11 protein-coding genes are annotated in these 15,161 nt (G+C 67.4%); 9 read left to right on the top strand and 2 right to left on the bottom strand.

Annotated features, from left to right (window positions below):
* Nucleotides 1-157: 157 nt before the first annotated feature.
* The 8 genes from gap (at nt 158) to AC5P6H_RS00665 (ending at nt 11,957) form a co-directional block, all read left to right on the top strand.
* The gene (gene gap / locus AC5P6H_RS00700; RefSeq protein WP_005414333.1) at nt 158-1,162 is read left to right on the top strand and encodes a type I glyceraldehyde-3-phosphate dehydrogenase; all 1,005 of its coding nucleotides are present in this window, start codon (nt 158-160) and stop codon (nt 1,160-1,162) included.
* 125 nt (nt 1,163-1,287) lie between these two features.
* Entirely contained in the window at nt 1,288-3,966 is a 2,679-nt protein-coding gene (locus tag AC5P6H_RS00695) for a DUF2339 domain-containing protein (RefSeq protein WP_495202225.1), read from the top strand.
* Nucleotides 3,963-5,339: a DUF3999 domain-containing protein gene (locus AC5P6H_RS00690; protein WP_032962132.1), complete on the top strand. Its 1,377-nt coding sequence runs from the start codon at nt 3,963-3,965 to the stop codon at nt 5,337-5,339. Before AC5P6H_RS00695 ends, AC5P6H_RS00690 begins: the two co-directional genes overlap by 4 nt.
* 615 nt (nt 5,340-5,954) lie before the next feature.
* Nucleotides 5,955-7,130: a phosphoglycerate kinase gene (locus AC5P6H_RS00685; protein ID WP_014648236.1), complete on the top strand. Its 1,176-nt coding sequence runs from the start codon at nt 5,955-5,957 to the stop codon at nt 7,128-7,130.
* On the top strand, nt 7,127-7,780 hold the full coding sequence (locus tag AC5P6H_RS00680; protein ID WP_241887066.1) for an HAD hydrolase-like protein: 654 nt from the start codon (nt 7,127-7,129) through the stop codon (nt 7,778-7,780). The genes AC5P6H_RS00685 and AC5P6H_RS00680 overlap by 4 nt, the downstream gene beginning before the upstream one ends.
* 210 nt (nt 7,781-7,990) lie before the next feature.
* Nucleotides 7,991-9,457 carry a pyruvate kinase gene (gene pyk, locus AC5P6H_RS00675; protein WP_014648234.1) on the top strand — a complete coding sequence of 489 codons (1,467 nt, stop codon included), beginning with the start codon at nt 7,991-7,993 and terminating at the stop codon, nt 9,455-9,457.
* A gap of 223 nt (nt 9,458-9,680) precedes the next feature.
* Complete coding sequence (locus AC5P6H_RS00670; protein ID WP_014648233.1) at nt 9,681-10,685, top strand: class I fructose-bisphosphate aldolase; 1,005 nt, start codon at nt 9,681-9,683, stop codon at nt 10,683-10,685.
* Nucleotides 10,686-10,814: 129 nt separating this feature from the next.
* Nucleotides 10,815-11,957, top strand: coding sequence for an ABC transporter substrate-binding protein (locus AC5P6H_RS00665; RefSeq protein ID WP_075075806.1), 1,143 nt, complete (start codon nt 10,815-10,817; stop codon nt 11,955-11,957).
* Nucleotides 11,958-12,049: 92 nt separating this feature from the next.
* On the opposite strand, the gene AC5P6H_RS00660 is transcribed toward AC5P6H_RS00665, so the two are convergent.
* Nucleotides 12,050-12,649 carry an O-acetyl-ADP-ribose deacetylase gene (locus AC5P6H_RS00660; RefSeq protein ID WP_014648231.1) on the bottom strand — a complete coding sequence of 200 codons (600 nt, stop codon included), beginning with the start codon at nt 12,647-12,649 and terminating at the stop codon, nt 12,050-12,052.
* A 273-nt stretch (nt 12,650-12,922) separates the two neighbouring features.
* The gene (gene cysK / locus AC5P6H_RS00655; protein ID WP_014648230.1) at nt 12,923-13,882 is read right to left on the bottom strand and encodes a cysteine synthase A; all 960 of its coding nucleotides are present in this window, start codon (nt 13,880-13,882) and stop codon (nt 12,923-12,925) included.
* Between the two features lie 208 nt (nt 13,883-14,090).
* On the opposite strand from cysK, the gene AC5P6H_RS00650 reads away from it, so the two are divergent.
* Nucleotides 14,091-15,074, top strand: a complete 984-nt coding sequence (locus tag AC5P6H_RS00650) for a LysR family transcriptional regulator (RefSeq protein ID WP_495202224.1) — start codon at nt 14,091-14,093, stop codon at nt 15,072-15,074.
* Nucleotides 15,075-15,161: the final 87 nt, after the last annotated feature.

Raw genomic sequence — 15,161 nt, 5'->3', positions numbered from 1 at the left:
CTCGGCCTCACGCCGCGCTAACGCTTTGATCCGGATCAAATCCTGTCCGTGGGCCGGCCGGCGGTCCCGGCTGGCCCACGGTGGCCAGCGGCGGTTTGCTAGACTTGTGGGCCCTATCCATCCCGCCGCACCTGTCGCGGCCGCAGGAGCTTGAGAAATGGCAATCAAGGTTGGTATCAACGGTTTCGGTCGCATCGGGCGTAACGTCCTGCGCTCGGCGGTGCTGAACTTCGGCGACGACATCGAAATCGTGGCCATCAACGATCTGCTGGAGCCGGACTACCTGGCGTACATGCTCAAGTACGACTCCGTGCACGGCCGCTTCAAGGCCGACGTGGCGGTGCAGGGCAACGACCTGCTGGTCAACGGCAAGAAGATCCGCCTGACCCAGGAACGCGACCCGGCCAACCTGAAGTGGGATGAAGTCGGCGCTGATGTGGTGCTGGAAGCCACCGGCCTGTTCCTGACCAAGGAAACCGCGCAGAAGCACATCGATGCCGGCGCCAAGAAGGTCATCATGTCGGCCCCGTCGAAGGACGACACGCCGATGTTCGTGTACGGCGTGAACGACAAGACCTACGCCGGCCAGGCGATCATCTCCAACGCTTCGTGCACCACCAACTGCCTGGCCCCGCTGGCCAAGGTCATCAACGACAAGTGGGGCATCAAGCGCGGCCTGATGACCACCGTGCATGCGGCCACCGCCACCCAGAAGACCGTCGATGGCCCGTCCAACAAGGACTGGCGCGGCGGCCGTGGCATCCTGGAAAACATCATTCCCTCGTCCACCGGTGCGGCCAAGGCCGTCGGCGTGGTCATTCCGGAACTGAACAAGAAGCTGACCGGCATGAGCTTCCGCGTGCCGACCTCGGACGTGTCGGTGGTCGACCTGACCGTCGAGCTGGAAAAGGAAGCCACCTACGCCGAGATCTGCGCCGAAGTGAAGGCACAGAGCGAAGGCCCGCTGAAGGGCATCCTGGGCTACACCGAAGACAAGGTGGTGGCCACCGATTTCCGCGGCGAAACCTGCACCTCGGTGTTCGACGCCGATGCCGGCATCGCCTTGGACGGCACCTTCGTCAAGCTGGTGACCTGGTACGACAACGAGTGGGGCTACTCGAACAAGTGCCTGGAAATGGCCAAGGTCATCGCCGCCAAGTAAGGCCGGCGTAGATCGCAGACGAACCCCGGCCTGGCCGGGGTTCGTCGTTTAAGGGGCCCGCCCTGTCGTAGCATGGGGCGGTCGACCGCTGCCGCTGGGGCGCGGGAACGCAATGGAAGCACGCAATGGAAGCACTGATCGCACTGGTCGTATTGGTCCTGTTGGCCATCCCCCTGCTGCTGGTGGTGGCGCTGGTGATGATCTCCGGCCTGCGCCGCCGCGTCGCGGCGCTGGAAAGCGCGATGGCCGCCGCGCCTGCCACCGCCAGGCCGGCCGCCAGCGCGCCCACGCCTGAACGGGCTGCGGCCACGCCCACGGCCAGTGCCGATCCACCGTTCCTGCGGCCGGTCGCCGCTGCTGCGCCGCACCCCACGCAGCCACCGGTGCGCGAAGCAGCGCCGACCGAGGCGCCTGTTCCCCGACCTGCTGCGCCACCGCCGGTGCCACCGGTGCCGGTGCAGCCGCCGCTGCCTTCCGAGCCGGCACTGCCCAACGTCATCGAGCGCGGCATCGGTGCGGTCAAGCGCTGGTTCACCGAAGGCAACGTGCCGGTCAAGATCGGCATGCTGGTGCTGCTTGCCGGTGTCGCGGCGCTGCTGAAGTACGTCAGCGACCAGGGCTGGCTGGTGTTGCCGATCGAGCTGCGCTTGGCCGGCATCACCGTGGGCGCGCTGGGCCTGCTGGCCTTCGGCTGGCACCAGCGCGAGCGCCGGCGCCTGTTTGCGCTGGCCTTGCAGGGCGGTGCCATCGGCGTGCTGCTGCTGACCATCTTCGCGGCCTTCAAGCGCTTCGACCTGATTCCGCCGGGCTTCGCCTTCGCCAGCTCTATTGCCCTGGTGGCCGGGCTGTGCGTGCTGGCGGTGGTGCAGAACTCGCGCACGCTGGCCGTGCTGGGGATCCTGGCCGGCTTCATGGCACCGCTGTGGCTGTCCACCGGCAGCGGCAATCACGTGGGGCTGTTCAGCTATTACGCGGTGCTCAACGCGGGCATTTTCGCCATCGCCTGGTTCCGCCCTTGGCGCGCGCTGAACCTGCTGGGCTTCGCCTTCACTTTCGGCATCGGCACCTTCTGGGGCGTGCTGCAGTACGTACCGGACAAGTTCAGCAGCACTGAGCCGTTCCTGCTGTTGTTCTTCGTGTTCTACCTGCTGATCCCGCTGCTGTACGCGCGCCGCCAGCCGGCCGGCCGGCGCGATCTGATCGATGGCAGCCTGGTGTTCGGCGCGCCGCTGGTCGCATTCTCGTTGCAGGCAGGCTTGCTGCACGAACAACCGATGACGCTGGCACTATGCGCGCTGGGCCTGGCCGCGATCTACGCGGTACTGGCACGGGCGCTGATCGCACGTGCGTCGTACACCATGCTGGCGCAGTCGCATGCCGTGCTTGCGGTGGGCTTCGCCACGCTGGCGGTGCCGCTGGCCTTGTCGGCGCGTGCCACCGGTGCCGTGTTTGCGCTGGAAGGTGCAGGCCTGGCCTGGTTGGGGCTGCGCCAGAAGCGCTGGCTGCCGCAGGTATCCGGCGCGTTGCTGCAGATCGGCGCCGCATTCGCCTTCGTTGCCGGTGGCGACCACTGGCACGAAGACCTGCGCTTCCTGATCAACCCGACCGCCATCGGCGCGCTGTTGCTGGCCCTGGCCGGCTTCGCGTCGGCGTGGAGCTACCAGCGCAGGCCACGTCATGAGGTCGCACTGGTGTACTACCTGTGGGGCCTGCTGTGGTGGCTGGGCGGCCTGATCCATGAGATCACGCGCTTCTTCCCGTACCGCACCGAAGTGGACGCGTTGCTGGTGCTGGCCGCGGTCACTGCCTGGCTGGTGGCCGAAGTGCAGCGTCGCCAGCCGGCGCGTGCACTGGGCGTGACCGCACTGGCCATGCTCGCGCTGGGCTTCCCGCTGGCCCTGGTGCAGAGCGATGCACACCACCAGCCGTTCGCCGGTTATGGCGCGCTGGCCTGGGCGGTGTTCGCGGTGCTGGGCGTGCGGACCCTGCTGTGCCTGCGCCAGGGCGGCGATACCGTGGCCCGCATCGCGCAGTTCCTGTGGTGGCTGCTGTGGCCGTCGCTGCTTTCGCTGCTGGCCCTGTGGGGCGGTGGCGAAGCCGATCTGGCGCAGGGCTGGACGACCCTGCTGGTGACCTTGCCATGGCTGCTGATGGCGGCACTGTCGCTGTGGCGCTGGAATGCGCTGCGCTGGCCATTGGGACAGGCCTTCGACAGCGTGCGCGTCCCGCTGCAGTGCGTGCTGTTCGGCCTGCTGTCGATCAGCTGGCTGTTGGGCCAGCTGCTGCCGGGCGACGCCGCACCGCTGTTGTGGCTGCCGGTGCTGAATCCGGCCGAGATCGGCCAATGGTTGAGCCTGTTGCTGCTGGCGCGCTGGCTGTACAGCAATCAGGGATCGCAGGCCCCGCAGGCATTGCTGAACATCCGCATGCCGCTGCTGGCACTGGCGGCCTTCGTCGCGCTGACCAGCCTGGTGCTGCATGGCGTGCACCAGTGGGGTGGGCTGGCGTGGAACGCGTCGATGATGCGCTTCAGCCTGGCCCAGACCAGCCTGACCGTGTTGTGGAGCGTGCTGGGCGTGATTGCCTGGGTGTGGGGTTCGCGTCGTGGCCAGCGTGTGCTGTGGATGGTCGGTGCCGTGCTGATGGGCGTGGTACTGGCCAAGCTGGTTATTGTCGATCGCCAGCACCTGGGCAACCTGCTGGGCATCGCATCGTTCATCGCCTACGGCCTGCTGTGCACGGTCGTGGGTTATCTGGCACCGGCTCCGCCGAGCGTGGCGCCGACCGTGGAGGAAAAGCAATGAGGAAGTGGAGCAGGGCGCTGCTGCCGGCGATGTTCGGCATGCTGGCCGCCGTCGTGGTGCAGGCGGCTGATTACCGCACGCAGTATGCCGAGCAATGGCCGCTCACATTGTCCAGCGCGCAGTCCGGTGCCTACCGCATCGTGCTGGAGCCGGCGATCTACCGCCGTGCCGTGAGCCCCGACCTCAGCGACCTGCAGGTGTTCAATGCAGCCAGCCAGCTGCTGCCGTCGGCACTGCTGGCGCCGGACCAGCCGCTGGCGCAACCGCCGGTGCAGCGTGAACTGCCGTGGTTCGTGCTGCCGCCGCTGGCCGATGCCCAGCGCAACGATCTGCAGCTGCTGACCGAGCGTGATACCGATGGGCGCGTGCGCCGGGTCGAAGCACGGGTGAGTGGCGGGGCGACGGCGAACGGGCAGGGCGGCTGGCTGATCGACGCCAGCATGCTCGACCAGCAGCCGCTGGCGGCGCTGGTGCTGGACTGGGCCGACAGCGGCCAGCCGCTGCAGGCGCAGGTTCAGCTGGATGCCAGTGATGACCTGCAGCACTGGCGATCGATGGGTCGCGACGTGCCGCTGGTGGATCTGCAGCGCGCCGGCAAGCGCCTGCTGCAGCGCCGCCTGCAGGTGGACGGCACTGCACGCTACCTGCGCATCCTGGCGCAGGGCGACTCGCGGCTGCCGACCCTGCGCGGCGTGTTGGCGGAACTGCCGCCAGCGCCGGCCACGCTGCCGTGGGAATGGCTGTCGCTGGAGCCGACGTCGAAGGGCAAGGGCGAATACACCTTCGAGATGGATGGCCGGTTCCCGGTGGCGCGCGCCGATGTGGCCAGCACCGACAACAGCCTGGTGCAATGGACGCTGTTCAGTCGTGATGATGAGAGTGCCGAGTGGCAGCGCCGCAGCGCGCCGTGGATCGCCTACCAGGTGCAACAGGGCACGCAGGGCCAGCGCCAGCAGTCGGCGGCGCAGCCGCTGGGCGGCGTGCACCGCGACCGCTACTGGAAGCTGGTGGCGAATCCGGCGGAATCTGCCACTGCGCCGACGCTGCGCCTGGGCTACCAACCGGAAGTGCTGGTGTTCCTGAGCCAGGGTGCGGCGCCCTACGCACTGGCGGTGGGCAGCGCGACCGCGCGCCGCACGGACGCGCCGATCGGGGTGTTGATCGAGGAACTTCGGCAGCGCAACGATCCGTCGTGGCAGCCGACGCTGGCGCGACTGGAAGGCAGCCCGGAACCGCTGGCGGGCGACGCGGCGCTGAAACCGCAGCATGACTGGAAGTCGTGGCTGTTGTGGGCGCTGCTGGGTCTGGGCGTGCTGGTGGTGGGTGGCTTGGCGCTCAGCCTGCTTCGGCAGAAGCCGACGCCTTCGGCGTAGGTTCCGGCGAACGGCTGGGTGGCTGCAAAGCGCGATCCCGGGGATGGGCCGAGCGGGTGGGCTGGGCAGGGGACGCCGTGAATCCGTCCCTGGAGGCTTAGCCGCGCCATCCATGGCGCGGATACCCCTGCCCAGCCCACCCGCCCGGCCTCTGACAGTTTCCGTGTGCGTCCACCCACGGAAAGAAAAAAAAGAAGAGCAAAAGCTGCTTGGCTGGGCGCTCTTTGTAGAGCCGAGCCCACGCTCGGCTGCTGCTCGCGGTAGACCCAGCCGAGCATGGGCTCGGCTCTACATTAGTTTCTCCGACATCAGAAACCGCTCTTGCTCCTGCCTTTGCCATCCGCTCCGCCTCATGAACCTGTCAAGGCCGGGATGGTGTGGGGTGGCAGGGGTGTGAGCCGCATGGATGCGGCGACCAAGCCCCCATGGACGGGTTTACGGCGTCCCCTGCCACCCCACAGCACCCCGGCTCACCCTCAGCACCAAGAAGCGCCAGCGCTTTGGCTGTTGCAGTTCGCTGTTGCCGTACGCCTCTGCCTGCCGCAGGCATCGCCACCCGATACAATGGCCGCCTGCCGTAGCCCGGCATCCCGTCCCTGAGCCAAAGAGTTGCCCATGTCCATCGTCCGCATGACCGACCTCGACCTCTCCGGCAAGCGCGTGCTGATCCGCCAGGATCTGAACGTGCCGATCGAGAATGGCCGCATCACTTCCGAACAGCGCATCACCGCTTCGCTGCCGACGCTCAAGCGCGCGCTGGAGCAGGGCGCGGCAGTGATGGTCACCTCGCACCTGGGGCGCCCGAAGGAAGGCGTGTGGAGCGAGGCCGACTCGCTGGCGCCGGTCGCCCAGCGCCTGTCCGAGCTGCTCGGCCGCGAGGTTCCGCTGGTGCGTGACTGGGTCGACGGCGTCGACGTGCAGCCGGGCCAGCTGGTGCTGCTGGAAAACTGCCGCATGAATGTCGGCGAGGGCAAGGACGACGAGGCCCTGTCGAAGAAGTACGCCGCCCTGTGCGACGTGTTCGTGATGGATGCCTTTGGTACCGCACACCGCGCGCAGGCCTCGACCCATGGCGTCATCCGCTTCGCCCCGGTCGCGGCCGGTGGCCCGCTGTTGATGGCCGAGCTGGACGCGCTGGCGCAGGCGCTGGACGCACCGGCCAAGCCGCTGCTGGCCATCGTTGCCGGCAGCAAGGTCAGCACCAAGCTGGAACTGCTGGCCAACCTGGTCGGCAAGGTCGACCAGCTGATCGTTGGTGGTGGCATCGCCAACACCTTCATCGCTGCCGCCGGCTACAAGGTCGGCAAGTCGCTGTATGAGCCGGACCTGCTGGACACCGCGAAGAAGATCGTGGCCGATGCCAAGGCGCGTGGCGCCGACATCCCGCTGCCGGTCGACGTGGTCACCGCCAAGCAGTTCATGCCGGACGCTGTTGCCGAAGTGAAGGCGGTCGACGCCGTCGCCGAGGACGACCTGATCCTGGATATTGGCCCGCAGACCGCTGCGCAGTACGCGCAGCTGATCGGAAAGGCCGGCACCGTGGTCTGGAACGGCCCGGTCGGCGTGTTCGAGTTCGAAGCCTTCAGCAAGGGCACCGAAGCGCTGGCCCGCGCCATCGCCAGCTCGCCCGCATTCTCCATCGCGGGCGGTGGCGACACCCTGGCGGCGGTCGACAAGTTCGATATCGCCGGGCAGGTCAGCTATATCTCCACTGGCGGTGGTGCGTTCCTGGAGTTCCTGGAAGGCAAGACCCTGCCGGCCGTCGCCGCACTCGACGCGCGCGGCGCATGAGTGCCGACCGTAGCAAGGATGTCCTGTTCTTCGACCTCGACGGCACGCTGATCGATTCGCAGGTGGGCATCACCGCCTGCATCGCCTATGCGCTGCAGAAGATGAACCATCCGGTGCCGCCGCAGGAGACGCTGCTGGGCTGGATCGGTCCGTCGCTGCGCACCACCTTCGCGCCGCTGTTCGTCGAACCGGCACGGGTGGAACAGGCGGTGGGCTACTACCGTGAGCGCTTCGACGTCGAAGGCTGGCGCGAACACACGGTGTACCCGCAGATGGAAGACACGCTGCGCACGCTGCATGGCCGTGGCCACCGCCTGGCGGTGGTCACCGCCAAGAACGAGCCGCATGCGCGCCGCATCCTTGCGCACCTGCCGTTTGGCGGGCTGTTCGAGGAGATCATCGGTTCGACCCTGGATGGCTCGCGCAGCCACAAGCCGGAGCTGGTCGGGGAAGCTCTGCGCCGGCTGCAGGTGCAGCCCGCACAGTGCTGGATGATCGGCGACCGCCGCATGGACATCGAAGGCGCGCGTCACCACGGCCTGCGCAGCGTGGGTGTGCTGTGGGGCTTTGGCGGTGAGGCGGAACTCACCGCGGCCGGCGCTGGCCAGCTGGCACGCGAACCGGCGCAGCTGGAAACGCTGCTGGCCTAGCTTCCTGTAGCGCCGAGCCGATGCCCGGCTGCTCCGGCGAGTGGCCAGCCGGGCATGGGCTCGGCTCTACGGAATGCCCTGCGCCAGCGTATGTCCGGACAATGTCCGTTGCATGACCTGCGGAGTCAGGCAGCACAAGGCTGTAACCGTATACATGCGGCGTGAAGGATGTGCTAATTTCCGTTCTTTAACGGGAGAGGCCCATCCACCATGTTCGAGCGTCAGCGTCGCACCAAGATCCTTGCCACCCTCGGTCCGGCCACTGATCCGCCGGGCGTGCTGGAGGATCTTTTCCGCGCCGGCGTCAATGTGGTGCGCCTGAACTTCAGCCATGGCGATCCGTCCGGCCAGGCCAAGCGTGCCGCCGAAGTGCGTGCTGCTGCGGCCCGCGTAGGCGTGGAAGTGGGCATCCTGGCCGACCTGCCGGGCCCGAAGATCCGCATCGAGCGCTTCGCCGAAGGCAAGGTGCAGCTGAAGGCGGGTGACCGCTTCGACCTGATCGCCAGCGAGAACGCCGGCCCGGGCAACGCCAGCCAGGTGGGCGTGAGCTACCTCGGCCTGCCGCAGGACGTGGGCCCGGGTGATGTGCTGCTGCTCGACGACGGCCTGATGCAGCTGCAGGTGGTGGAAGTGCAGGGCGAGCGCATCGTCAACACCGTGCTCAACGATGGTGTGTTGTCCGACCGCAAGGGCCTGAACAAGCAGGGCGGCGGCCTGTCGCTGGGTGCCCTGACCGAGCGCGACAAGGAACTGATCGGCATCGTTGCCAAGATCGGCGTGGACTTCATCGCCGTGTCGTTCTGCCGCAACGCGCAGGACATGAACGACGCGCGCGACATCGCCCGCTCGCACGGCTGTGATGCCGCCCTGGTGTCGAAGATCGAGCGCACCGAGGCGATCGAGAACCTGGAAGAAATCGTCGAGGCCAGCGACGTGGTGATGGTTGCCCGTGGCGACCTTGGCGTGGAAATCGGCGATGCCGAGCTGCCGGGCCTGCAGAAGAAGATCATCAAGGCCTCGCTGGCGCAGAACAAGGTGGTGATCACCGCCACGCAGATGCTGCAGTCGATGGTGGAAAGCCCGATCCCGACCCGCGCCGAAGTGCTGGACGTCGCCAACTCGGTCATCGACGGTACCGACGCGGTGATGCTGTCGGCGGAAACCGCCGCCGGTGCCTACCCGGTCAAGGCGGTGGAAGCGATGGCACGCATCTGCCTGGGTGCCGAGCGCCAGTTCCAGACCGAGACCGATTTCAACGCCTCGCCGCGCAACCTGGAACGTGCCGACCAGGCAATTGCCATGGCCACCATGTTCCTGTCGCAGCATGTGGGCGTGCGCGCGATCGTGGCCATGACCGAATCCGGCGGCACCGCGCGTTACCTGTCGCGTTTCCGCGCCAAGGCGCCGGTGTTCGCGGTCACCCGCCACGACGGCGCGCGTCGCCAGATGGCGCTGATGCGCGATGTGTTCCCGATCAACTTCGACAGCCGCGGCCTGACCCCGCGCGAAGCGGCGCGCGGCAGCATCCGCCTGCTGGTCGAATCGGAACTGCTGCAGGCCGGTGACCGCGTTGTGTTCACCAGCGGCGAGCACATGGAAACCCATGGTGCCACCAACACCCTGCGCCTGCTGGAAGTGGGCGAGGATGGCCGCGCCATCGGCCTGGGCGATCTGTAAGCCCTGACGGTCGGGTCGGCGCTGCCGATCCGGGGTCAGAGCCCTGAAGGGATCTGACCCCGTACTGACCAGGGGTCAGATCCCTGAAGGGGCTCTGACCCCATGCCGCAGGACATCCTTTGTCCTGCGTAGACGTGGAAGCGTTTCCATCCTGTCCTCCACGGCGAGGCAACGGGCAGCAGGGCTATACTTACGTTTTTCCCGCACCCGCCACAGGAAATACATGAGCATCGAACAGCTGGCTGAAACCGCCCAGGCCATGGTCGCCCCGGGCAAGGGCATCATCGCGATCGACGAATCCACCGCTACCATCGCCAAGCGTTTCGCCGGCGTCGGTATCGAGAACACCGAGGAGAACCGTCGCGCCTACCGCGAGCTGCTGCTGACCACGCCGAAGCTCAACGAGCACATTTCCGGCGCCATCCTGTACGACGAGACCATCCGCCAGTCGACCAAGGACGGCGTGCCGTTCGCCAAGTACATGGCCGACCACGGCATGATTCCGGGCATCAAGGTGGACAAGGGTGCGCACCCGCTGGCCGGCTGCCCGGGCGAGCTGGTGACCGAAGGCCTCGACGGCCTGCGCGAGCGCCTGCAGGAGTATTACAAGCTGGGCGCGCGCTTCGCCAAGTGGCGTGCGGTCATCAACATCGGCGAGAGCATCCCGTCGGGCACCTGCATCGAGTCCAACGCCCATGCGCTGGCCCGCTATGCAGCGCTGTGCCAGGAATGCGGCCTGGTGCCGATGGTCGAGCCGGAAGTGATCATGGACGGCGACCACGACATCGAAACCTGCTACGAAGTCACCGAAGCCACCCTGCGCTCGCTGTTCGACGCGCTGTACCAGCAGAACGTGCTGCTGGAAGGCACCATCCTGAAGGCCTCGATGGTCATCTCCGGCAAGGACTGTGAAGAGCAGGCCGATGTCGAGGAAGTGGCCGAGTCGACCGTGATGTGCTTGAAGAGCACCGTGCCGGCGATCCTGCCGGGCGTGGTGTTCCTGTCCGGTGGCCAGAGCGACGAGCAGTCCACCGAGCACCTGAACGCGATGAACCAGCTGGGCAACCTGCCGTGGCCGCTGAGCTTCTCCTACGGCCGCGCCATGCAGCAGGCCGCGCTAAAGCTGTGGGCCAAGGACATGAAGGGCAACTACGCTGCTGCCCAGAAGACGGTGTACGAGCGCGCCAAGGACAACGGCCTGGCCGCGCTGGGCAAGTGGAACGGTTGATCCGTCCCATCGCCGGATGAACAAGGCAGCGCCGGCATCACGCCGGCGTTTGCTTTTGCGGGTATCTTTTCCGCCCCCGCGTGCCTGGCCGGTATGCGGGAACCACATGGAAGGCCAAGGAGAAACAACATGCGTTTGGCAGCAATCACACTGGCCGTTGCCACGGTCCTGGTCGCCAGCGGTTGCAACCGCATCGGCGGCGGCGCGGACGCGGGCAAGGCCGCGTCACTCGATTTCGACAAGCCGGTATCCGGCGAGATCACCTCGCGCAGCGGCATCAACTACAACGACGGCAGCCACCACCAGCTCTACCAGATCAAGCTGGAAGACAAGCAGCTGGTCGGGCTGAAGCTGACCGGTTCGCTGAGCGGCTCGATCGCCGTGTTCAACAACGGCAGCCTGGTGGCCAGCAGCAACACCGGCTACGAGCGCGAAGGCGACGTCTCGGTGGCCTTCCGTGCCAACGGTGGCGGCACCTACCAGGTGGCGGTCAACGCCAACGGCTCGACCGACTACGGTCCTTACCGCCTGCGCGCCGAGAAGCTGGTGCCGTACGACGGCAAGCCGCTGGCGGGCAGCGGCGAGATCGTCGACATGCTGGCCGGTGGTTCCCAGGACTACACCCTGCAGGTGGACAAGGCCGGCCTGTACGAGATCCGCCTGGTGTCGGATGTCTTCGATCCGGTGCTGAAGCTGTCGGGCCAGGGCGTGGATGCAGAGAATGACGATGGCGGCGACAGCACCAACTCGCGCCTGACCCTGTCACTGAAGCCGGGCAAGTACACCCTGACCGCGCGCGGCCTCGGCGACGGCGTCAGCGGCATGTTCACCCTGTCGGCCAACCGCATCGAGCTGCCCGGCAATCTGGTCGAGCGCGATGGCACGGCGCTGCCGAAGGCGGGCAGCGTGTACACGATGCTCGACAACGATGGCCGTCGCCGCTTCCTGCTGTCGCTGGACCGCCCGGCCGATGTGCGCCTGGATGCGATTTCCAGCCAGGTTGATACCGTGCTGCGCGTGGTCGGCGGCGACGTCGAGCTGACCGACGACGATGGTGGCAACGGCACCAATTCGCGCCTGGAAGAGACCCTGCCGGCCGGTCATTACACGGTCGACGTGTCCAGCCTGAACAATGGCGCGGGCATGGTGGAAGTGCGCGTGCAGGTGGATGGCGCCAGCGCCGATGGGGCTGCGGCCTCGGCGGCACGCGCCGCAGCCGACGCAGCCGCCGTGGCCGATGACGCCGCCGCGGTGGAAGCTGCCAGCCGTTGAGCGTGACCCACGCCATGCGTGGCTGAGCACAACGGTGCAACGGAAAAGGCCGGGCACTGCCCGGCCTTTTTCTTTACGTCGCGCACCGGGATTCAGTGCGCGGCGGCAAAACCCGCATCGCCCAGGGGCGGCAGCATCGACCCGCGCGGTTCGCTGTCCGCGCTTTGCCCGGCGGCGCTCAACGCCTGCTGGTAGGCCTTGGCCGTAGCGGTATTGAACGCCACCAGCACGATGCGCATCGGTTGCGCATGGCTGCGCTGCCACGCCAGTGTTTCGGTCACTGCGATCTGCGCCGCCTGGTACAGCGGATAGCCATAGACGCCGCAGCTGATCGCCGGGAACGCGATCGACTGCACGCCCAGCGACTCGGCCAGCTGCAGCGACTTCCAGTAGCAGTTGGCAAGCAGCGCCGGTTCGTCGCGCTGGCCGTCATGCCAGACCGGGCCCACCGTGTGCAGTACATGGCGCGCCGGCAGCGCATGGGCGCTGGTGGCGCGCACTTCGCCCGTCGGGCAACGCACGCCCGGGCGCAGCTCCGGCAACTGCGCGCACTCGGCCAGCAATGCGGGGCCGGCCGCGCGATGGATCGCGCCGTCGACACCGCCGCCACCGAGCAGTGTTTCGTTGGCCGCGTTGACGATCGCATCCACCGCCAGGGTCGTGATGTCACCCTGCCAAACCTCGATCTTCATGCGTCCGTCTCCTGCCTGTGAGGTGATCCGCGCAGCATCTGCGCCGGCTGTTCCCACGGTAGGGGACAGGGCATCGATACTGCGTCATGACCGTCTCACGCGCTGCGATCCGACGGCCTTCACGCACGATGGCGGGCGACGCCTTCACGCAGGCTGAAGCAGAACGGGGTCAGATCCTTTCCCGCATGGGAAAGGCTCTGACCCCTGTCGCTGATCCACGCGGGTGGGGTCAGAGCCCTTTCCCTGCGGCAAAGGGATCCGACCCCGGGCGGTTTACGGCAGGCCGGCCAGCCAGTCGTCGTCGGAGCCTTCGTTGACATCGGCGAACAGCGGCGTGGAGAAATAGCGTTCACCGGTGTCCGGCAGCATCGCCAGGATCACCGCGCCGGGTTCGGCGCGGGCAGCCACGTCCAGCGCGCTGGCCACGGTGGCACCGGCAGAGATGCCGACGAAGATGCCTTCCTCGGCGGCCAGGCGGCGCGCGGTGGCGATCGCGCGGTCATCTTCGACCGAGACCAGTTCGTCCACCACATCGCGGTTGAGCACGTCCGGCACGAAGTCCGGGGTCCAACCCTGGATCTTGTGCGGCTTCCAGTCATCGCCCTTGAGCAGGGCGGCGCCGGCCGGCTCGGTGGCGATGATGCGGGTCTGCGGGCGCGCGACCTTCAGCACCTCGCCCACACCGGTGAGCGTGCCGCCGGTGCCCCAGCCGCTGACGAAATAGTCCAGCCGCTTGCCGGCGAAGTCGCGCAGGATTTCCGCGGCGGTGGTGTTGCGGTGATAGGCCGGGTTGGCCGGGTTGGCGAACTGGCTGGCCAGGAACCAACCGTGCTGTTCGGCCAGTTCGGCTGCCTTGCGCACCATGCCGCTGCCGCGTTCGGCGGCCGGGGTCAGGATCACCTTGGCACCATAGGCACGCATCAGCTTGCGGCGCTCGACCGAGAAGGTCTCGACCATGGTCGCCACGAACTTGTAGCCGCGCGCTGCGGCGACCATCGCCAGTGCCACGCCGGTATTGCCCGAGGTGGCCTCCACGATGGTGTCGCCCGGCTTGAGCAGGCCACGCGCTTCAGCGTCGAGGATGATCGCCAAAGCCAGGCGGTCCTTGACCGAGCCGCCCGGATTGAACGACTCGACCTTGGCGTAAACGCTGACCTGCGGCGGTGCCAGACGCTGCAGCTTGACGATGGGGGTGTTGCCGACGGTGTCGAGGATGGAGTCGTACAGGGCCATGGAAGCGCTCCGGAAACGGGGCCGCGCCGGGCTTCGGCGGGCGAAGGGGGAGGGCTGGCTGTTCAGGCCAGCGGCTGCCGGCTGACCGTAGCGCCGGCATATGACGCCCGGAAATGACCAGATACCTTTCTTAAACAACCTTTGGTTATAAGCTGGTGACGGCAATTGACCCTAGAGTGGACCTCCGCCCCACGCCGCCTGCCTGCCCATGACGCTGACCCAGCTGCGCTACCTGGTTGCCATCGCCGACGCCGAGCTGAACATCACGCTGGCCGCCTCGCGCGTGCACGCCACCCAGCCCGGCTTGTCCAAGCAGCTCAAGCAGCTGGAGGACGAGCTGGGTTTCCTGTTGTTCGTGCGCAAGGGCCGCAGCTTGGAGTCGGTCACCCCCGCCGGTACCGAGGTGATCGCCCGCGCCCGCGCCGTGCTGGCCGAGGCCAACAACATCCGCACCTACGCGGCCAACCAGCGGCGCGAGAGCCAGGGCCAGCTGATCCTGACCACCACCCACACCCAGGCGCGCTTCGTGCTGCCGCCGGCGGTGGCGGCGATCAAGCAGGCTTACCCGCAGGTGAGCGTGCACCTGCAGCAGGCCGCTGAAGCCGACGCGCTGGATCGCTTGAACCAGGGTGACGCGGATATCGCCATCATCAGCACCGCTGGGGGGGAGCCTACCGATGGCATCGCGGTGCCACTGTTCCGCTGGCGACGCCTGGTGGTGGTGCCCAAGGGCCACCCGCTGGACCGCGCCGGGCGTGCACCGGACCTGGCCGCGCTGGCCCGGCAACCATTGATCAGCTACGAATCCTCGACCCGCCCGAATTCGTCGCTGCAGCGTGCGTTTGCCGCCAACGGGCTGGTGCCGGATCTGGCGCTGACCGCGCTGGATGCCGATCTGATCAAGACCTATGTGCGTACCGGCCTGGGCGTGGGCCTGCTGGCCGAAATGGCGGTCAGTTCCAACGACGAAGACCTGAGGTCGTGGCCGGCGCCGGACCCGATCAGCGAGTGCATCGCCTGGGCGGTGCTGCCGCGCGACCGCGTGCTGCGTGATTACGCGCTGGAGCTGGTGCATGTGCTGGCACCGCAGATCGATCCCCGCGACCTGCGGCGGGTGCTGGATGGCAACCAGGCGGCCGCGTGGCCGGTGCCACCGACCTGGGAATCACTGACCCAGACCATCACGGTGTGAGGGGGGCGAGCAGGGCTTGCAGCCCTGCACCTGCCGAATCAATGGCAACAGCCGAAGCAACAGCTGGCTTCCGTGGGAGGCGGGGCG

Source organism: Stenotrophomonas sp. YJH_SMC_110, assembly GCF_059369255.1.
The sequence above is the reverse complement of the archived record's forward strand: the minus strand, read 5'-3'. Positions and strand labels throughout refer to the sequence as shown.